The organism is Ornatilinea apprima (genome assembly GCF_001306115.1).
Taxonomy (GTDB): Bacteria; Chloroflexota; Anaerolineae; order Anaerolineales; family Anaerolineaceae; genus Ornatilinea; species Ornatilinea apprima.
Genome location: NZ_LGCL01000023.1, coordinates 1 through 18,698 on the forward strand (window position 1 = coordinate 1; position 18,698 = coordinate 18,698).

Annotated in this window: 16 protein-coding genes; 2 read left to right on the forward strand and 14 right to left on the reverse strand. The window is 52.1% G+C overall.

Features of this window, described 5'->3' with window-relative positions; genetic code table 11:
* Positions 1-385: 385 nt before the first annotated feature.
* From ADN00_RS08975 to ADN00_RS09020, 9 genes are all read right to left on the reverse strand, one after another.
* Complete coding sequence (locus ADN00_RS08975; RefSeq protein WP_075062639.1) at positions 386-604, reverse strand: hypothetical protein; 219 nt, start codon at positions 602-604, stop codon at positions 386-388.
* Between the two features lie 298 nt (positions 605-902).
* Entirely contained in the window at positions 903-2,021 is a 1,119-nt protein-coding gene (locus ADN00_RS08985) for an NAD/NADP-dependent octopine/nopaline dehydrogenase family protein (RefSeq protein WP_075062641.1), read from the reverse strand.
* Positions 2,018-3,664, reverse strand: a complete 1,647-nt coding sequence (locus ADN00_RS08990; RefSeq protein WP_075062642.1) for a cobalamin B12-binding domain-containing protein — start codon at positions 3,662-3,664, stop codon at positions 2,018-2,020. The genes ADN00_RS08985 and ADN00_RS08990 overlap by 4 nt, the downstream gene beginning before the upstream one ends.
* A 538-nt stretch (positions 3,665-4,202) precedes the next feature.
* A complete protein-coding gene (locus ADN00_RS08995) occupies positions 4,203-5,120 on the reverse strand; it encodes a 3-hydroxyacyl-CoA dehydrogenase (protein WP_075062643.1) in 918 nt (305 codons plus the stop codon).
* Positions 5,121-5,281: 161 nt separating this feature from the next.
* Positions 5,282-5,914: an ABC transporter permease gene (locus tag ADN00_RS09000; protein ID WP_075062644.1), complete on the reverse strand. Its 633-nt coding sequence runs from the start codon at positions 5,912-5,914 to the stop codon at positions 5,282-5,284.
* Positions 5,911-6,927: an ABC transporter ATP-binding protein gene (locus tag ADN00_RS09005; RefSeq protein WP_075062766.1), complete on the reverse strand. Its 1,017-nt coding sequence runs from the start codon at positions 6,925-6,927 to the stop codon at positions 5,911-5,913. Before ADN00_RS09005 ends, ADN00_RS09000 begins: the two co-directional genes overlap by 4 nt.
* A 49-nt stretch (positions 6,928-6,976) precedes the next feature.
* Positions 6,977-7,903, reverse strand: coding sequence for a glycine betaine ABC transporter substrate-binding protein (locus ADN00_RS09010; RefSeq protein WP_075062645.1), 927 nt, complete (start codon positions 7,901-7,903; stop codon positions 6,977-6,979).
* Between the two features lie 43 nt (positions 7,904-7,946).
* Positions 7,947-8,588 (reverse strand): ABC transporter permease, encoded by a 642-nt coding sequence (locus ADN00_RS09015; protein WP_075062767.1) that lies wholly within the window; start codon positions 8,586-8,588, stop codon positions 7,947-7,949.
* A 256-nt stretch (positions 8,589-8,844) separates the two neighbouring features.
* Positions 8,845-10,041 carry a YibE/F family protein gene (locus tag ADN00_RS09020; RefSeq protein WP_075062646.1) on the reverse strand — a complete coding sequence of 399 codons (1,197 nt, stop codon included), beginning with the start codon at positions 10,039-10,041 and terminating at the stop codon, positions 8,845-8,847.
* Positions 10,042-10,264: 223 nt separating this feature from the next.
* Here ADN00_RS09020 and ADN00_RS09025 point away from each other — a divergent pair, with 223 nt between their 5' ends.
* Both ADN00_RS09025 and ADN00_RS09030 read left to right on the forward strand, forming a co-directional pair.
* A complete protein-coding gene (locus tag ADN00_RS09025; protein ID WP_075062647.1) occupies positions 10,265-11,059 on the forward strand; it encodes a flavodoxin family protein in 795 nt (264 codons plus the stop codon).
* Between the two features lie 197 nt (positions 11,060-11,256).
* Positions 11,257-12,597, forward strand: coding sequence for a ferredoxin reductase family protein (locus ADN00_RS09030; RefSeq protein WP_075062648.1), 1,341 nt, complete (start codon positions 11,257-11,259; stop codon positions 12,595-12,597).
* Positions 12,598-12,677: 80 nt separating this feature from the next.
* On the opposite strand, the gene ADN00_RS09035 is transcribed toward ADN00_RS09030, so the two are convergent.
* The 5 genes from ADN00_RS09035 to ADN00_RS09055 all read right to left on the reverse strand — a co-directional run bounded on the left by ADN00_RS09035 (position 12,678) and on the right by ADN00_RS09055 (position 18,697).
* Positions 12,678-14,090, reverse strand: a complete 1,413-nt coding sequence (locus tag ADN00_RS09035) for a glycosyltransferase family 2 protein (RefSeq protein ID WP_075062649.1) — start codon at positions 14,088-14,090, stop codon at positions 12,678-12,680.
* 6 nt (positions 14,091-14,096) lie between these two features.
* Complete coding sequence (locus tag ADN00_RS09040; protein ID WP_075062650.1) at positions 14,097-15,239, reverse strand: glycosyltransferase family 2 protein; 1,143 nt, start codon at positions 15,237-15,239, stop codon at positions 14,097-14,099.
* A gap of 38 nt (positions 15,240-15,277) precedes the next feature.
* On the reverse strand, positions 15,278-16,489 hold the full coding sequence (locus ADN00_RS09045; RefSeq protein WP_075062651.1) for an aminotransferase class I/II-fold pyridoxal phosphate-dependent enzyme: 1,212 nt from the start codon (positions 16,487-16,489) through the stop codon (positions 15,278-15,280).
* Positions 16,490-16,519: 30 nt separating this feature from the next.
* Complete coding sequence (locus ADN00_RS09050; protein WP_152966307.1) at positions 16,520-17,386, reverse strand: hypothetical protein; 867 nt, start codon at positions 17,384-17,386, stop codon at positions 16,520-16,522.
* Between the two features lie 99 nt (positions 17,387-17,485).
* Complete coding sequence (locus ADN00_RS09055; protein ID WP_075062653.1) at positions 17,486-18,697, reverse strand: ABC transporter ATP-binding protein; 1,212 nt, start codon at positions 18,695-18,697, stop codon at positions 17,486-17,488.
* Position 18,698: the final 1 nt, after the last annotated feature.

Below are 18,698 nucleotides of genomic sequence, written 5' to 3' on the forward strand. Positions count from 1 at the left end.
GTATCCATTCATCGTTGGGTTACCTGACACCTGCCGAGTTCGAAGCTGCTTGGCTGTCATCACAATCAGTGGTGGGTACCCCCTAAACTATCCCTGTTTTTGTGTCCAGTTTTATGGGTCCACCACAATGAAACTCTCACCCTAGTTCTTTTTGCACCATTCACTGGCAACCTGCTTACACGTGGCACGCCAATGCTATTCGAGACCTCTCACAGCGCTGAGGCGGCATTCTTATCTATGAGGTTTGCCCTCAGGGTCGTACTCACCGGTCTTAGCTTCTCCAGAATATGAAGGTTTCGAATTTTTTTGCTATATTTGCCCTCAAAACAAAATCAAAAGGGATGATAAGGTTCAACGTAAGTAAATAGTCCAAGAGATTATCACGTTATCTGGCACTAATGGTTCTTGCTGTAGCCAAGGCAGTGCTTAACCACTCAATTATTAATTCGCACTTTTCAGTATCAAAGAAAACCTCTGCATCACCACTTGATTCTTCAGATATTCCTATTCCAATTGAATTATCGACAACCCGGACAACAATATAACTTAGTTCTCCTGACATCCTATCCTTAAATTGAACAGATCCAATGTTTACAATATCCATAGAAATCTCCATTTCATTTAGGCATTGGTTGCCCAGATAAATATGTCAGATGTTTCTATAATCCCGGCCATTCAATATGCCAACTAGCCCTTATGAAATGCAGGTGCATCAAGGTAGTAAGGATGTTGCTCGTATGTAATCTTAATCCAAGTTGCCACCTTGGGATGAACTTTGAGAATTTGTGGGAGGTTGGTATAAGGCAAGGAATCTTTCACTCTCAGAGGAAATTGGTCATAAAACCAGTGTCTCCCCAATTCTCGAAGACACTGGTTTTTCTTTTCAAACATCCACTCGCCATCTAATCAAACATCTCATGGGGCGTGCCCTCATTCACTAAATACGTCAGCTCGCTGTCACTGAGGTGTCCAATCCCCAGCTTGTCGAGGGTGCGGCCGCGCCGCCAGTAATCCGTTTTGTGAATGATGCATGCCAGGCGGATAATTGAATCCATTGCCCGCACAGAAACGCCGAAGTGCTCGCCCAGTGACGCGATGGGAACCATGCTCATCGGCACGTCTTCAAAGATGTAGCGGTGATACAGGGTGGTTGGGGCCTTAATTCCATAATAGCCCGGCTGGTTATGGATGGCCTGGTGCAGGTCTTCGCCCACCGTGTCGTAAGCCAGCTTCAACCACTCCATGGCGGTTCGCCCGCGGATGCCCAGCGAAGCCGCCACAGTTACCCGTTCGCGGTCCAGCGCCTCCAGCACGCGCGCCACCGAGGTGGAAACACCATCAATATAAAACTCAAAATCGCCGTGGGTGGTTTCAATCCAACCCGCGTTGAGAATCGTCAGCGCCGGATGAAAAATGGCGCCCATATTGTTTAACCCGGTTTGCAGTACATTCACGCCATCAATGTATTGCGAATAGGCCTGGTGGATCATGTCCAGAACGCTTCGCGTGCGGGTGGCTGGCAATGCTGCCAGCGGTACGGCCTCTTTTATGCGGAAGATGCGCGCCTGAGCTGGGCCATCGGACCGCGAGGCATAAATGAACGTTTCCGCTTCCGCGACGGTAACATCAGCCGTGCAGTGATTGTCGTGCAGCACTTTTTGGAATTCAATCGCCCCACAGGTGCGCCCGGGGTGCAAAAGCACAATCTGCCCATCCTTCAAGTAGGGCGCGCAGTTTTTGGCAATTTCGGCGTGCGCCGAAGACGGCACCACCACCATGATCATGTCGGCGTTTTCCAGCGCCTCGGCAATGTTGGAAGTCACGCAGGCCAGCTTACCAAAGCCGTGCGGTCCGCCTTCGCAGCATTCCAGGTCAATTCCACCCAATTCCTTGATCGCCGCGATATGGTCGGGTGTGCGATTATACAGCGTCGTCGGAAATTCCATCAACGCCAGGTGGGCTGCCATCGCTTTTCCCCCATGGCCCGCTCCAATTACAGTGAAATGAGTTTTTTGGGTCACTTTGCTTCGCCTTTTTTCAACACAAACTCCAATCGTTCAGCCTCCGGCACAACTCTGCCCGACTGGTCAATACAATCACAGCCACCATTAATGATTCTGGTACTGATCTGCCCGCGTCCAAAACGGTTGTTTTTGAGCTGCGGCGCGTCCATAATGCCGAGGGTAACCGCCCTGGCCAACGTAGACGGGTCGGTTAATGGGTCTTCTCCTTTATTTTCCGAGATAGCCTGAATGGCGTGCAGGGTCTGAATTGCCTCACTGACCAGATGCTCTGCCCGCCGGTTCACCAGCGGATCGCTCACCATATCGGGGATTCCGCGTTGAGCGTTCTCGATTGCCCGGCGCGCCAGCTGGCAAGACTCAATCACATCCTCAGCCGTGGCGGCATGGTCCGCTTCGGTAAACCCGACCACATGCACAATATCAGGCTGGAGCGCCATTTGCAGGTAAACACTGGTGGCCAGATGAGCACGCGCTGCCGCCGGGTCTAAAGGATAACTCAACAACCCGGTGCGGGTCTGCTTCCAGATGCGAAAATCCGGCCCCGCGAGCGGCGCGACCATCCGCAGAATGGCCAGCATTTTTGCCAGGTCCATGGCGTCGGAATGCCCGGGCGGGCTGTTGAACATGAACTGCGCGATATAGTCCTTCACCCCAAACGCGCGCGCGTTATAGGCTGAGAGATAAGCACTGACCACAAACACCACATCAGGCGCGTCGCGCATACCCCAATGATGCGGCTCATTCAACTCCACGGGCACGTTGCGCTGGCCATACCATGCCATCACTTTTTGGTGCTCGCGGATCGATCCTTCCAGGTCCCACGGGCCGCGCCCGTCCATCTGATTGAACCAGAAGAGCGGAATCGCGCACCAGGCCAGGTGGATGGTTTCCAGGTACATTTCTGCCAGGGGGATAAAATCATCGGTGCCGGAATAGGTTCGCAGCAGTGGATAATTTCCGCTGCGGCTCGCCTGGTAGAGCTGTTGGTAATCCTCAGACGAGCGCACCGGCACGCCCCCCGCCCCTTTGCGGCGCGGATCTTGCCGCTCGGGGTGAAAGAAGTTCTCCTGCGCGTCCTGGTCAATCCCCAATGAAATCACATCCAGCACTTTGGCGTTGGCAATTTTGGCGATGCCCTCTACCGTGTCTTGCATGGTGGGCAGCCCAAAATGGTGGCGCAGCAGGGGAAAGGGAGATTTCCATTTCATGCGCTCGACGGTGGTTTGCGGCGGAATTTGCTCGGCCGCGCCGCCGCCCGCGTACCCCTTCAGGTAAGCAACCACCGCTTCAACCGGCTCAGAGCCGTCGAACACCGCCTCAAAGAATCCCAAGCGGCGCGCCTTCGCGGCAATCGGCGGTGTCCCGCCAAACGCGAAGCGCACCCCGGTGCTGTGCAGCTCGTCGGCCGCCTCGGCAAACTCTCCCAATAAGCGTTCGCCAGTCTCCGGGGTCAGGCGGTAAGAGACCCCCACCAAATCCGCTTTTTCCTGGATGGCGGCCTCGATCACCTTTTCAATCGACACAGCCGGTCCAAGAAAAACCGTTCGCCAGCCGGCATTCTCCGCCAAACTAAGGAATTTGGATATGCCGGCAACGTGGACGCATTCTCCTAATGCAGCCGCGATCACCGTTTTGGTCATAAGATGCTCCTGTTGTGGTGAGAATAAAGCTTCTCAAAAGGGGCTTTCATTTCTCAGAATGAAAATCAGCCAGGTCAGTTAAGAATTGAATCGGTCATCTGTGAGCTGGTACAGATAAGCCGTAAGGAATGGATCTTTCAATCCATTGGATAGTTTTGATATCGGTTGCAATCAATTGAAGTAATAGAATTGTAGCAAAGAATAAAAGCGATGGGAATAACTTCAGGGCGGATTCGATATTTGAATCCACGAATTTCTCCGGGTTGCCATTTTTCGGATGCCACCCTGGAAAAAAATTGGAAGGGAAAAACCGGTCTATTAAGTGGACGCCAGCACCAGGTTGATGCCCCGTTTGGCCAGGTCCAGGCGAAGTTGGCTTTCAGCGAATCGCCGGTGATCCATAGTTCAGGGGTGTTGGCTGTCCAGCGAATGGTCCCGCCAACACCCCTGCGTTCTTATCAACCTTGCTCACAAACTCCGCGGCAGACTGACTGCCCTTCCGAGCTTTTCATGGATGCTCAGAGACCTGTAATCCACTCTATTCCTTATCGAGGTCCCCTTCCACAAAGCCAGGCATCATAAACTTTGGGTTCGGATAGGTATAGAAGCCGCGGCCGGTCTTAATCCCCAGCAACCCCCGGTCCACATAGGCCTTCAAATAATCCGCGTTCTTTTGCAATTCGGGATCATTCAACGTGGTGGCCCAGTATTGGTTGATATGATAAGCCGTTTCAAGCCCAACCTGATCAAGAATCCCAAACGGCCCCATCGGCGCTTTCATCACGCCCATCCAGGCCCGGTCAACATTTTCAAACGAAGTTACCTCATTCGCCGCCAGCGAGGTGGCCGTGCGCAACAACGCGTTCAGCATGGAATTGAGGACATAGCCGTAATGCTCCTTGCCCAGCCGGATCGGAATCTGTCCAATCCGCCTCGCGAAAGCCTCCAAGGTATCCAGCGTCTCTTCCGATGTGCCCGGGTGCGGCATAATGTCAACCACATTGGAAACCCACACATACCCATGAAAATGCAGCGCGGCGAAGCGGTCTGGCCGTCCGGTGGCTTCCGCGTACATGGATGGCAAGAGGGAGGAAGTGTTGGTGGTGAAAATGGTGTGTGCCGGGCAAAGCTGGTGAAATTGCGCGAAAACCTTGCCTTTCAACGCCGGGTCCTCCGGCACCGATTCACTCACCAGGTCTGCCTGCGCCGCGGCAGCCGCGTCGGTCATGGGATGAATGCGCTCCAGAACCACCGGTTTGTGTTCTTTCGGAAACACCCCCTGCGCAATCAATCCGTCCAGATATCCCTCTATGGTGCGCATGCCGTTCTCCACCGATTCGGCAGAAATATCATAAAGATGGACATTAAAACCGTGCATCGCGCATTGCAAACCAATCTGGCTGCCCATTGTGCCCGCGCCAATGACCAACACCGTGCGTAGATCTTCGATCCTCATCCTAGTTTCTCCTTATCATGAATTTGCCACGCACCCCTTTGAGGGGCGCGTTTTCCCACCCTGCATGCTTAATCATACCCGATCTCACGCCAGGAGAAATCGGGGTTTATGAGGAAAACTTCTCCGCTACAAAAAACTGAAGAAATCTCAAAAGGAATTGATCAGGCGGTTTTCCCCCGAATTACATTCTCCGCCCTGCGTTCCAGATAACGCAGCAGAAAATTGGCGCTGAAGGATAAAACGCTGGCAGCCAACCCCCCGGCGAAAATCTTTTCATAATTCGCCGTGGTTACCCCCTGGAAGAGCAGCAGCCCCAGCCCACCCGCGTTGATGAAGGCTGCGATCATGCCAATCCCAATCGAAGAAAGCGACACCAGGCGAATGCCGGCCAGCAGCATCGGCATCGCCAGCGGAAGCTCCACCTGCCAGAAGCGCTGCCAGCCGTTCATGCCCATGCCGCGCGCAGCCTCAATAATCGCCGGGTCAATGGTGGTCAGCCCCACCAGCCAGTTACGCACCAGCAATAACTGGGCATAGGCCGTTAAAGCCACCACGGCCGGTCGGGTTCCCAGACCAAAAAGCGGGATCAACAAGACAAACAGCGACAGGCTCGGAATGGTGTAAATGACCCCAAGAACGCTCATCACCGGCCCGCGCAGCCAGGCCACACGCGCCAAAAGCAACCCCAAAGGCACCCCAATCAATAAGGAAAAGAAGAGCACCGTCAGGGTAAGCTGAACGTGCTGCAGAAATAACGGCGCCACCACTTCAAAATGATTGATCAGGTAACTCATTGGCAGTTCTTCTTTTTTGACGATGGTGCAGCAAACAACATCGAGCGTAAATCGCTAAACCCAACTTCACCCAATGGTATCCCAGACGCGTTTTCCACCCGCAGCGTATCCCTGCCACTGCTCAACAGCAAAGACAGAGCCGAGCGCAAATCATCTTCCGGACGCAAAACAGCGGTCTCCTCTGCGTCCGCTTCGGGCAGCACCGCCGGTATGCCCATCTCTTCGCGGGCTTTCAGGATCGACTGCACATTCACCAGGCTCAACCGCCGCAGAAGATTGTTGGATCCCACCAGGTCTTCCACAAAGGCATCTGCCGGGTGGGTAACAATTTCGATAGGCGTGCCATATTGAACAACCTTGCCCGCCCGCATCACAATAATCTTGTCCGCCAAGCGAAAAGCCTCTTCCACATCGTGGGTAACAAATAAGATCGTCTTCGCCAGTTTGCAGTGCAGGCCCAGCAGCTCGCCCTGCAGCCGCTCGCGGTTGATCGCGTCCACGGCGGCAAAGGGCTCATCCATCAATAGAATGGAGGGGTCAGCCGCCAATGCCCTGGCCAGCCCCACCCGCTGCTGCTCTCCGCCCGAAAGCTGGCGGGGAAAGCGTGAAAGGTAGGAAGTCGGCAGGCCGATCAGGTCCAGCAGCTCTTCCACGCGGGCGTCAATTTTCTGATCATCCCACCCCAGCAAACGCGGCACAACGGCGATGTTCTTGCGGATGGTCATGTGCGGAAACAATCCGACCTGCTGAATCACATAACCGATATGGCGGCGCAGTTCATTGACCGGCAGAGTATGAATTTCTTGCCCGCCCAGCCAGATCTTTCCCTCGGTGGGGTCGTATAGGCGGTTAACCATCTTTAACAGCGTGGTTTTTCCGCAGCCAGACGGCCCCAACAAAACGACCATGTTACCGGCCGCGACCCGGAAAGACACACCGTTCACGGCCGGTATTGATCCATCCGTAAATGACTTTGACACGCCTTCAAACACAATCTCACCCGATTGTGCCATCCGGCCATCCTCAAAAAGAGAAACACTGTTCGTCAAAGCGCCCGCCATTCTAATCTATCAAACCATTTTCCACCAGAAAATCTCTGGCCACATCAGCCGGCTCTTTCTTTTCTGGTCCGTCCACCTGCCAGTTCAGCCCAGACATGATTTCATCCGTGAGCAGCGGTGACAGTTCATTGAGCAGGTCAGCGATTTGCGGGTAGGCTGTGAGCGTGTCCTGGCGAATCACCGGCGCAACATTGTAAATGGGGTAGAACACCTTATCATCCACCAGCAGCAGCAGATCATTGCCATTGATCGCGCCGTCTGTGCCGAAAGCCACCACCACATCCACCTGACCGGCCATGAGCGCCTCATACCGCAGGCTGCCCTTGCCCAATTGTTTCAACTCTTTGAACTCAAACCCACCATAAGCGCCTTGCAGTCCTTTAATCCCGTCTTCTCGCTCTGAAAATTCTGGCGGACCGCCCAGAATCAGCTCAGGCGCGACTTTAGAAAGATCGGAATAGGTGGTGATACCGTATTTCGCGGCGACTTCTCTGGTCATCGCCAGAGCTTGCGAGTTGTTGAACGGCGAAGGTTCAAGCCAGGTCAGTCCATAATTTTCCTCATAGCCCTCTTTGACGGTGGTAAAAATCTGTTGGGCGTTCTGAATGGGACTCAGCTTCAACACGGTCATTAATCCGGTGGATGTATATTCCGGGTAGAGTTGAATCTCATTGTTGATGATCGCCTGATGCGCAATCGGCGTGCCTCCCAGATTCAGCTTGCGCTCCACAGTGAAACCTGCGTTCTCTAATATTTGGGCGTACATTTCAGCAATGATATACTGCTCGGTAAAATCTTTCGAGCCGATGATCACCTTTCCAGCGCTCTCTGCTGGTTGGCTTCCAGCCGCGGGCGCGCAGGCGCTGACCAGCATCACAGCCGCCAGCAGAACAAAAAACAATTTATGCATCTTCTTAGACTTCAACATCAACACACCTCCTTGAGCGCGTTATCCAAGCAATTGGATGAGGCTACTTTCCGATCGAAGGGTAAACCTTCAAAAATATCGACCAGAAGAATTCAGACGATAAAGCCAGCAGCGCAATGGGGATCGCGCCCACCAGCATCACTGACACGCTGTACAAAGCGAACCCGCGGGTTACAAAATCCCCCAAACCTCCCCCACCGATAAAGGATGCCAGGCTCGCGCTGGAAATGACTTCGACCGACGCGATGCGGATGCCGGTTACAATCGCGGGAACCGCCAGCGGCAGTTCGACCTTGCGCAGCACCTGCTGTGGGGTCATTCCCATACCCGCCGCCGCTTCAATGAGGAAGGGATCCACCCCGCGCAGACCAGTGTAGGTATTGATCAGCACGGGTGGAAAGGCCAGAATGGAAAGCGCGACCAGGGCAGGGACAAAACCCAGACCAAGGTAGGGCAGCGCCAGAAAAAGAATCGCCAGGCTGGGGATCACGCGAAAGGCCGTGAAGAAATTGATCACCGCCTGGGCAATTTTGGCGCGCTTCGCAATCCAAATCCCCGCTGGCAGCGCCACCAGCAGACTGATCCCCAACGCCGAAAAACTGAGCGCCAGGTGCTGCCGCACCGACTGCCAGAAGAAAGCTTGGTTTTCTAGAATGTATTGGTATGCACCTTGTAACGAATCCATCATATCCGCCCCGCTGGGCTTTGCTTTCCTGACCCGTCTATCCTGGCAAAGAAGATCACCGTAAATATGTTAAATCCTATTGTGATCAAAACGGCCGATGATTGCAATACCAAGCATAACAAAACCGGGGGTTTGTAGAACATTTAATCAACAATCGGGCTCAAATTCGACCAAACCGGCCGAAGGACATTAAAAAACCGCGCCTTCTCCAGAGAAACACTCTAGAAAAAGCGCGGTAGATGTAATAAACAACTGCCTAGCGATTCACTTCCGAATGGTTTAACAATGGCCCGAATACGCTCACCAGCTTTTCCAACCGCTCTGGCCTGTCAACCACCCAGCAGGCCATAAAGGTTGTGATGGGTACTGCCGCAAACAATCCAATTGTCCCCACCAGAGAGCGGACCATTTCTTCGGCCAGGTAATTGAGGTTGATGATATTCGAGAACTGCACATTGCTGTTGGAGAAAAGCAAGAACAGCGATAGGGATGCACCAAGATACGCCAGAACCAGCGTGTTGACCGTCGCCGCGATGTGATCTTTGCCCACATTCATCGAGCGTTTGAACCGTTCCGAAAAGTCCATCTCTGGGTTGGCCCGATAAATCTCAATCACCGCCGAGGTCTGGCCCACCACCAGATCATCCAAAATTCCCAGCGCACCAATCACAATGCCGGCGATCAATAAGTTGCGCAAATTCATCTGATTGGACTGCTGAAGCAGGTACATGGCGTTTTCATCTCCCATGCCATTCAGCCGCGCGAAGTCCACAAAGAAGACCGCGATCAAGCCGGTGATCAAGATCGACACCAGAATCCCGCTCAGCGCAATGTGCGTCTTCAAGGTCCAACCATAGACCAGGTATTGTGTAATGGTTAGAAACAGGAAAGATCCCAACAGGCTGATCAGAATCGGGTTCTCGCCGTCCAGAATCTGCGGCACAATGTAGAAAATAATCACCAAAACGCTGACGCCAATCCCCAAAATACTGCGAATCCCCTGCCAGCCGCTTACCAGCACGCACACGCCCACAAACAGAATTCCCAAAACCAGCAGCGCGGGAGTGCGAATGAAGTCCACAAAATGAACATATACATTTCCATCATCCATCGAGGAAACCGAGACCAGAATCTTCTCGTTGGCTTGCAATACATGCGAGCTGGCCAGCAGATACTTCTTGCCATAATCAATGATGAATTGCTGCCCGGCATACTTCCCTTCCAGGATGCGAATATCCACCACCTGGTAAGGCTGGGTCGTCTCGCCCAACTGTGTGGTGCCCTGCTCTTTAATGGAAAGCACCTGGGCCTTAACAGTATCTGTGGTATACCCGACCTGCGTTTCCACTCCGCTGGGCGGCCGGTTCAGCGCCAGGATCAATGTGAGAATTAAACCGATGGCAACCATTAACGTGATTTGTTTCGACCTTTGGTTGAGTTTTTCCCAAAACATAAAAGCTCCAAACTGAATGCCGCAACCGGCTCTTCCGGCTGAGAATTAACCCGCTGTTCCTTTTTCTGACCACTTTAATGAATTTTCTCATTCTAACATACTTGCCGGAAACGCCATTTTGCTTGTGATGCACTGCAACCGGGTTGAATACGTTTCTCTACATTTGGCGTGGTAAAATTTCCTTTAGAATGGTTTTGATCACTGACCGTTACATGGGGAGAAAATGGCAAAGATTCTCAGCATAGTAGGCAGCTATCGAAAAAATGGCAACACCGCGCGCGTGCTGAATCTGCTGCATGAAGATATTCTGAACAAAGCCGAGCGCGAGAATATCTCCGTTGAAATTGAAACCGTATTCCTGGGTGAGTTTAACCTCAACCCATGCCGGGGCTGCCGCTGCTGCTTTGACCGCGGTGAAGACACCTGCCCTTTGGGCGACGATGATTTGAATACCCTTTTCAAAAAAATGCACGCCGCGGACGGGTTGATCATTGCCACCCCCGTTTATGTCAACGATGTATCTGGCCTTGTAAAAACCTGGATGGACCGCCTGGCCTTTGCCTGTCACCGGCCGCAGTTCCACGGAAAGTCCGCATTGGTGGTCAGCACAGTTGGAACCGGTATTCACGGCTATACGCAAGATGTGCTTGCCGCCGGCATCACCAGTTGGGGTTACCATTTATCGGGAAAATTGGGCATTACCGGCGGTGCGCTCACCCCTCAGGCAGACCTGGCCGCCCGCTACCAGAAACCCATCCACCGCGCGGCTGAAAAACTGGTTACCGATATTCAAAAGGAAAACCACCTGCGCCCCAGCTTGCGCTCTCTGGTCACTTTCGCCGTCCAGCAGGCCGTCTGGCAGCGCCACCAAGACGAAGACACGGTTGACGCGCGCTACTGGCATGAACAAGGCTGGACCAAACCCTCTACCAGGTTTTACCTGCCCCCTCGCACTCAACCTATCGTCATCCTGCTAACGCGTGCCATTGGGAGAGCAATTGCCCGCTTTATCGCTTAATCATACAAAGCACCGGCATTTTTCCTGAAACTTCGCCTTAAGTTATTCGTTTTTTCCCCCGGTAGCCTTTCTACATGTTTATACATGATCTGATATTTCAGATATGACTTGACCAATTATGCTATCATATTAATAATTGATCGCCGCTTTGCTGAACCGGTGAAAATCATAAATTAGATTCTCCAAAGGACGGTCTCATGAAAAAAGAAACGCTTCGCCCTCTGCTTGTATTTCTGTTCTTTCTGTTGGTTTTTTCTCCCTTGCTGGTCATGCCTTTTGTCGAGCCCGGACTAAGCCGCGGCTGGCAGCGCGAATCCTCCATCATCCTTGGCTTTGTGGGCTTAACATTAGCTGGCTGGCAGCTGGCGCCCATCTCACGCTTCACACCCGCGCAAAAACTCTTTAATCTAGACCGCCTCTATACATTTCACCATATCCTTTCGGTGATGTCGGCGGTCTTCGTTACGGTGCATTATCTTCTGCTCCTGTTCAACTTCGAGGCCGGGTTTGGCATCAACAATTGGGCGCTTGGGTTGTTGAACATTTTTACCGCACCGCTGCGCGCGCAGATGGGCGTCCTCAGTTTATTGGCCTATCTATTGATCACCATCACTTCCGTATTCCGCAAGCCGCTGCGTATGGATTACGATGTCTGGCGCATCCTTCACGATATTTTCACGCTCATTCTGGTTGCCGCCGGTCTGACCCATGCCTTGCTGGTTGGCAACTACACCGCCGCGCCAGCCATGAAAGCCCTGTTATGGTTTGAAACGGCGTTGTGGATTCTGGTGGCGCTGTACATTCGCGTCTTCAAACCGCTCGATCAACTGCGCCATCCATACAATATTATTGAAGTGCGGGAGGAAGTGGAAAACGCATTTACTCTGGCATTAGAGCCACAGGGGTTTGCTTTGCCGGAATTCCACGCCGGGCAGGTTGCCTGGCTCACCGTGCGCCGCTCACCGTTCTCTCTGCGCCGCCATCCCTTCTCCGTTTCTTCCAGCACGCATAACCGCCAGCATATTGAATTTACCATCAAGGAATTGGGCGATTTCACCAGAACCGTTCGCAACCTGAAAGCAGGCGAGACCGTTTATATCGACGGGCCGTTCGGCTATCACAACATCACCCATCCCAACCACAAGGGAATGGTTTTTCTGGTGGGTGGAATTGGGATTGCCCCGGCCATGAGCGCGCTGCGCAGCATGGCAGACGGGAACGACCCACGCCCGGTTTACCTGTTCTACGGCAACAACCACCTTGATCACCTGGTGTTTGGGGAAGAATTGAAACAGCTTGAAGCCAGGCTGCCCAACTTCAGGAACCATGTTGTCCTCGAACATCCCCCCGCGGACTGGCACGGGTATAAAGGCTTTATTACCAGCGATCTTGTTCGCAAAGAACTGCCGCAAAACTTCCGCGAACTAAACTTCTTCATCTGCGGGCCGCAGCCAATGATGAAGCCCATGCGCAAAATCCTCAAAACGTTGGAAGTGCCTGCCGGCAACGTCCATTTTGAAGAATTCAACATGGCCTGAGCAGCCATTGCCTTTCAAAACAAAACCCGCTTTGATGAAGAAAAACTATCAAAGCGGGTTTGTGATTCAACCAAAGCGGTTCAATCCCTGCCCATCAAAAGATGGCGGGCGGTTGCCAGCATCACCGATCGATATTGGCCATTCTTGATCGCCCCCGGGCTATGTAAAAGCGCCCTGACCCCCTTCTCAAAGATTTGCGCGGGTGCATGCTCAAGGGAATGTTCATAAATTGTCCAGGAGGTAAAAAACCAGCCGCGAACATAACGTTCATCACCCGCAGACAGGCCTCGCGGCCAGAGGGCCAGCACCTGATCAATGAACTGCAGTTTCTCCTCCACCGGCAGCAACAGACAATAATGCACAATCAACGCCGTGTACGATGGGCGATGGTTGAATAAAGCCGGCTCTTGATCATAGGCGGCCTGCATATGCACATAAGCATTCTCCTGATCGCCGCGCGCCAGCGCGCGCAGCGCCAGCCCAAAATGAATCCGCGAGTAGATGCGATTGCCAGCCTCACGAATCAACGCGCCGCCAGGCGGCAGGTGTTCAAGCAGGTCAGAGATAAACTGCTCCGGGTCATGAACCCGCACGCTGAGTGCGTCTTCGCACAACCGCTCAACCAGCGCATCGCGGTTCTGGAAAACCGGCGGATACCCTGTCAGTGCCGCCTCCAGGTTACGCTTCGCATCTTCCCACTGGTGGGAGGCGTAATACCGGCAGCTGAGGAAGAAGCGCATCCGCGCGAAGGCTTCATCCCGCAGCCCCAAAGAACTTGCCGGAAATTTGGGATGCGAGAAAACCATTTCCAACAGCGGAATCACCCACTCTTCCAAACCTCTGACATTACTGATATCGCTGTGCGGCAAAATGCGGTATGCCCCCAATGGCTCTTGCACGCAGGCCACCGGGCGCCCCATCAGCCCCACCGCCAGAACGCGCGCCCAATCCGCCGAACACCAGAACAAACTGGTGGCAATTTCGGACTGGTCAATGCAGCTGCGCCGGATGAGCGGCGCTCCAGACCACATAAAATCACCGCGCAGCAGCTCGTCCAGCACATACCCTTCCGGTAGCGTTGTTATGGTCTCCAACAATTGGCCGTTTTCGTCAATGTGGTGATAACCGCAGTGCGCCATGCTGAGACGCTCATCAGCTTCCAACCGCTTAACCTGCCGGGCAATTTTTTGCGGGTACATCAAATCATCGTGATCCAAAAAGTTGATGTACTTCCCTCGCGCGGCTGCCAGCCCGGTCAGAATCACCTGCTCGCCGCCCGTATTAACCGGTTCGCGAAGATAGCGCACGCGGTCGCCATAAGCAGCCATCACCTCTGGCGTATGGTCGGTGGACGCATCATCCGCCACAATCACCTCAATATTTGGATAGGTCTGCGCCAGCACACTCTCCACCGTCAGGCGTAAAAACTCCGGCCGGTTGTAGGTCGGAATAATCACCGAAACGAGAGGGAGAGGCGCGCTGCGATCAGACATCATTTTTCACTTAAATAGCGCATGACCCAGCAAGGCCAACGTTCCCTTGTGTCGCACAATATTGGTGTTAGTACGGATAGCCTTAAGTACATTTTTAATCACATCTCCCCGATTTTTCTGATCGCGCGCCTGAAAAGCGCGGATCAAATACAGCTCAGCGAATAAATAAGAGCGCACATTCGGGTGCACCGGCTCAACCAAGACCTCATTGAGGAATCTTTCCTGGTGCTCATGGTCAATATTTTGAATCACATACAAAAATGGATCAAACGTATCGGGCCGCCAGCGAGAAATATCTGTTTGGTTTTCAAATGCCCGATGAGCATATTTTTTGGTAATCGCAATCTTTTCTTCTAATGCGTATTTATTACCCATTGCCAGACTGTAATTGATGTGCAGAAATACGCGCGCATAAATTTCATCTTTGTGCTCGGCTACACTTCTGGGTAAATTGGGATGGTTGAATACCTTTTCGAAAATCATCATCAAATACGGCTCAACCCGATCGACTGCTCTGCCTTTGGATTGCTTTCCACTGCGGCTTACGCATAAGACTTCATCAATAAACCGGAATTGGAAACCGGCCAGCGCAATTTGCAGCCAGAAGTCCTGCTCTTCCCGCATCTTTAACCGCTCGTCAAAACCATTAACTTTTTCAAGGATTTTCCTACGAAACAAGGGCAAATTGGGTGGGAATAATCCACCGATATCGGTCCACAAAATCCGGCTGACCAGATCAGTTACTTCAATGTTTTTTATTTCAACATCAACTTGCTTCTCTTCGTCAATATACCGGAACCCACACAGAACCACATCCACATCGGGGTGGGCGCACAAATACTCTGCTTCCAGCCGGATTTTGTCCGGCAAGTAATAATCATCCGAATCGAGGAACGCAATAAACTCTCCGCTCGCAATTCCCAACCCCGTATTGCGAGCTTTGCCGGCGCCGCCATTCGTTTGGTAAACTGCGACAAGCCGGTTACCATATGTTTCCAAGACTTCCCGCGTCGCATCTGTTGAGCCATCATCCACAACAATCAATTCGATATTGGGATACGTCTGTGAAAGCACACTATCAATTGCTTTTTCCACCATTTGAGCCCGATTATAGGTGGGTATGATTACCGATACTTTGGGCGTATTCATAGGTTTTGCCTCTGCAATCCTGGGCACGATAAATCCTTTTACGAAGCAGCCGGTCGATTCCCCAGTTTTTCGCCAATCTGCTTGCTGTTCGCAATGGCCAGGCGTATGATGTTAGCTACTTCACTGATTTCCGCCGCACCCACAGCCGTACCAGTAGGTAATGCCAAAACACGATCAGCCAACCGCTCAGTTTCCGGCAGCAACAGACCCGCATGCGGAAAATAAGACCGGTAAGGTTCCATTCGGTGGCAGCCCGGATAGAAATATCGGCGAGCTAAAATATTTTCAGACCAAAGAATGTCCTTAATCTCATCCCGGCTGATCCCGGTAACATCTTTGTCAATCTGAACAATAATATATTGATAATTACATTTTTCTCCTTCATTAAATTGAGCAAGGGTTACTCCGGGGATTCCGGATAACTCTTTTCGGTAATGGAAGTAATTCTGGCGATTGGTTTCTATAATTTCATCCAGACTTTCCAGAGAAGTGAGCCCCATCGCGGCCGAGAATTCGTTCATCTTTCCATTGGTGCCTATGTAAACCACCAGGTCCACATCTTCAAATCCAAAGTTCTTCATCCAGCGAATTTTCTGCGCCAGCTCATCATCGTTGGTCACCACCGCGCCACCCTCAGCGGAATTGAGGAACTTGGTAGCGTGAAAGCTGAACACTTCAGCATCACCAAAATTGCCAATCATTTTCCCGTTATAAGAACAGCCAAAAGCGTGCGCGGCGTCATAAATTAACTTCAGGTTGTGTTTTTGGGCAAGTTCTGCCAGGGCGTCAACATCGCACGGGCGGCTCCATAAGTGAACACCGATGATACCCGTCGTGCGCGGGGTGATCATTTGCTCGATCTTTTTCGGGTCAATATTGCAGGTAACCGGATCAATGTCGCAGAATACGGGTGTAATCTCCTGCCACTGCAAAGCATGCGCTGTGGCAACAAAGGTCATCGAGGGCACAATCACTTCTCCGGTCATTCCCGAAGCGCGAATGGCAATCTCCAGGGCAATGGTGGCATTGCACATGGCAATACAGTGCTTCACCCCCACAATTTCGGCAATTCGCTGTTCAAATTCCTGAACAAAGGTCCCGTCATTGGTCAGCCAGCGTGAATCCAGAATATAATTAATTCGCTGCATCAACTTTTCACGGTTGCCAATATTGGGCCGGCCCACATGCAGACTTTTTGAAAACGCGGGGGGGGCCCCAAAAATAGCCAGATCGTCGATTGTTTTTTTCATATTGTGCCCCACTTCTAGTAACGATTATGGTTAATATTCGCCTGCGCGGTAAGCCGGGAAGTAATTGGTCTGCGGCCCGTTCTTTATGCGCATTAATTCCTCGTACCGCTCCGCATTCAGAACCTTTCCGCAAAAATAACTGGTGCGAGTGTGGCTGGCCCAGGCGCTCTTATAGATACTCAAACCGTCCAGTTCTTCATCCGAAATGCCAACTCCCCCACCCAGGTTTACCCAGCGCGCTTTGCCTTTGAAGTATTCAAAAGAGTAATAATCAATGGCATACGTGGCTTCCAGGTCGTATCCTTCTGGGCTGCACGCGCCCAGGTGCGCGTGAACCACATTCCCCTGGTATAGATAGACCTGAATTCCCACCGCTTTTCCATGATACAGCGCGCGGATCATCACCGCGCCTGGAATTTGAAACTGTTCCAAAAATGAAACGCGCGAGAATGCCCGGACGCCTTTAATCTGATGCTTTTCCATCAAGACTGCATACAGATCCATCCATTCATCAAGATATTCGGCCGGCGACTCGCTGACCGCAATAGTCAGCTTGTTCAAGGCGCGGCGGGCATGCCTGCGCCGGCGCTTGCCCCCAATTTGCTCCAGGGGTATATCCAGGTCTACGGCGTAATGCTGCTTGAAAGGAAAAAAGCGGCTGTCAAAACAGGCTTGCATCTTTTCCAGGTCAAAATCCGCAAAGGGGTCCGTTACCATCGACACAGCCACCAGGTCCGAATCCAGATTGGAAATTTCCCCAGGGACTTTCTCCCAGTCTTCGCAGCTAAACAGCGGGTAAGGGCCCATGCAATCGGTGTAGGCCATACCCGGCGTTTGTCGCTCCAGCAGCCAACCCCCGCTTTCTGGCAGGGCTCGCGGCGTCCCAAATTCAGACAACGACCGTATATATGCCGGGTGATGGTAACTATACATTGTTCCTACCCTTTGATGACGCAAGCCAATATCCAATTCTCTTCAGCACAGACAAACGATTACTTATCGCCAATGATATTTGGGCAAGATTACGCCTTCCTCTCCATTTTTCATGTTGCCAATCAGCTGAAAGGGTTCTTCGCCAATTTTTGCGAGGAAATGACCGCTTTTTTGGTTTGCCAGAAATAGGTGTAAACTGTAGTAATCTGGCTGTAAGTGCAGCGGCTCTAAATCGAGCTCAAATTCATTGTTCCCCGACGCAATGGTTGAATATCGATCTTCGCTGGTGAAAAGCGCGCATAACAATCCATCTGCTCTCCGAATTTGAACAACATAGAGGGAATCATGAACTGTATGGCTGCACCGATACTTACAAAAAATTTTGATTGGTTCTTCGGGTGAAAATTCTTTTGAAGGATTGCCATCTGTTTTCATAAACTCAATATGATCAAGCGCGACGGGCACATGCTCGTCCTGGGTTTTCGCGTGACCGTTTACCTTATCTTCAAACATCTTCACGGTGCGCTCGCGCTCTTCCTCCCGATAGATCTGTATGACGTCGCCGGGTAGCCCTTCGGCTGCGACTTTCCCGTGCTGCAACAAAATAGCCCGCCTGCAGAAACTGGAAACGCTGTAAAGGTTATGAGAAATGAACACAATCGTTGTGCCGCTGTCACGCAGTTCGTTCATTTTGGCCAGACATTTCAATTGAAACGACATATCCCCCACGGATAAGACCTCATCCACCAGCAACAGATCAGCCCGGACGTGTGAGGCCACCGAAAAAGCCAGGCGCACATACATGCCCGAAGAATATCTTTTCACGGGGGTGTCGATAAATTGCTCCATCTCGGCAAACTCTACAATTTTGTCAAACGATTCGTTAATCTCATCGCGTTTCAAACCTAAAATGGAGCCATTCAGATAAACGTTCTCCCGCCCAGTCAGGTCGGGGTGAAAGCCCGCCCCTAACTCAATCAGAGCCGCCATTCTGCCGCGCGTGTGAATTTGCCCACTGGTCGGGAAAGTTACTTTGGAAAGCAGCTTGAGGGTTGTGCTTTTCCCGGCCCCGTTGTGGCCGATAATTCCCAGCACCTCACCTTCTTCCACATCAAAACTGACGTCATCCAGCGCCCAGAAAACTTCCTTCTCACGCGAACCGGTTTGGCGTCGCAAAATTTTTCGCCCGCTTTCTGCCAGAGCCTCTCGCAGGCTGGTGCGATACGCGCCAAGCTGGTAGCTTTTTGATACATGGTTGAATTCAATCATTTTCATA

Excerpts from the sequence above, each read along its gene's own strand:
- ADN00_RS08975 (WP_075062639.1), bottom strand. The coding sequence starts at position 604 with ATGGATATTGTAAACATTGGATCTGTTCAATTTAAGGATAGGATGTCA.
- ADN00_RS08990 (WP_075062642.1), bottom strand. The coding sequence starts at position 3,664 with ATGACCAAAACGGTGATCGCGGCTGCATTAGGAGAATGCGTCCACGTT.
- ADN00_RS08995 (WP_075062643.1), bottom strand. The coding sequence starts at position 5,120 with ATGAGGATCGAAGATCTACGCACGGTGTTGGTCATTGGCGCGGGCACA.
- ADN00_RS09000 (WP_075062644.1), bottom strand. The coding sequence starts at position 5,914 with ATGAGTTACCTGATCAATCATTTTGAAGTGGTGGCGCCGTTATTTCTG.
- ADN00_RS09005 (WP_075062766.1), bottom strand. The coding sequence starts at position 6,927 with ATGGCACAATCGGGTGAGATTGTGTTTGAAGGCGTGTCAAAGTCATTT.
- ADN00_RS09010 (WP_075062645.1), bottom strand. The coding sequence starts at position 7,903 with ATGTTGAAGTCTAAGAAGATGCATAAATTGTTTTTTGTTCTGCTGGCG.
- ADN00_RS09015 (WP_075062767.1), bottom strand. The coding sequence starts at position 8,588 with ATGGATTCGTTACAAGGTGCATACCAATACATTCTAGAAAACCAAGCT.
- ADN00_RS09020 (WP_075062646.1), bottom strand. The coding sequence starts at position 10,041 with ATGTTTTGGGAAAAACTCAACCAAAGGTCGAAACAAATCACGTTAATG.
- ADN00_RS09025 (WP_075062647.1), top strand. The coding sequence starts at position 10,265 with ATGGCAAAGATTCTCAGCATAGTAGGCAGCTATCGAAAAAATGGCAAC.
- ADN00_RS09030 (WP_075062648.1), top strand. The coding sequence starts at position 11,257 with ATGAAAAAAGAAACGCTTCGCCCTCTGCTTGTATTTCTGTTCTTTCTG.
- ADN00_RS09035 (WP_075062649.1), bottom strand. The coding sequence starts at position 14,090 with ATGTCTGATCGCAGCGCGCCTCTCCCTCTCGTTTCGGTGATTATTCCG.
- ADN00_RS09040 (WP_075062650.1), bottom strand. The coding sequence starts at position 15,239 with ATGAATACGCCCAAAGTATCGGTAATCATACCCACCTATAATCGGGCT.
- ADN00_RS09045 (WP_075062651.1), bottom strand. The coding sequence starts at position 16,489 with ATGAAAAAAACAATCGACGATCTGGCTATTTTTGGGGCCCCCCCCGCG.
- ADN00_RS09055 (WP_075062653.1), bottom strand. The coding sequence starts at position 18,697 with ATGAAAATGATTGAATTCAACCATGTATCAAAAAGCTACCAGCTTGGC.